Origin of the sequence: Mesorhizobium sp. GbtcB19, from assembly GCF_019091085.1 — a bacterium.
Lineage (GTDB): Bacteria > Pseudomonadota > Alphaproteobacteria > Rhizobiales > Rhizobiaceae > Mesorhizobium.
This window is the reverse complement of sequence record NZ_JAGXJY010000444.1, coordinates 1-242: the sequence shown is the minus strand read 5'-3', so window position 1 is coordinate 242 and position 242 is coordinate 1. Positions and strand designations below refer to the sequence as shown.

The following is a 242-nucleotide window of genomic DNA, read 5'->3' as shown; positions in this document are numbered from 1 at the left end:
ATCAGCGCGACCCAGCCGGGAAGGCCGGCGACGCCGGCGACGACACCGAACGCGTTGCCCACCTCACGGGCATAGAGGCTGCCCAGAACGGGCCAGGCGAACTCGGAGGCAAGGAAGGCGGGTGACAGGCCCGAGACATCGAACACGAGCCGGGACCGGCGAATGTCAGGCCGGTGCAGGCCGTAAACCGGCGCGCGTCCCGTGATGGCGCAGGCAATGTCCAGGAGATCGCCGTTACGGTT

The 242-nt window shown here is 68.6% G+C and carries 1 protein-coding gene; it reads right to left on the bottom strand.

The annotated features are described in order from the left end of the window. A partial coding sequence (locus tag KVT37_RS32695) for an aconitase X (protein WP_217579072.1) occupies positions 1 to 242 on the bottom strand: 242 nt, incomplete at both ends.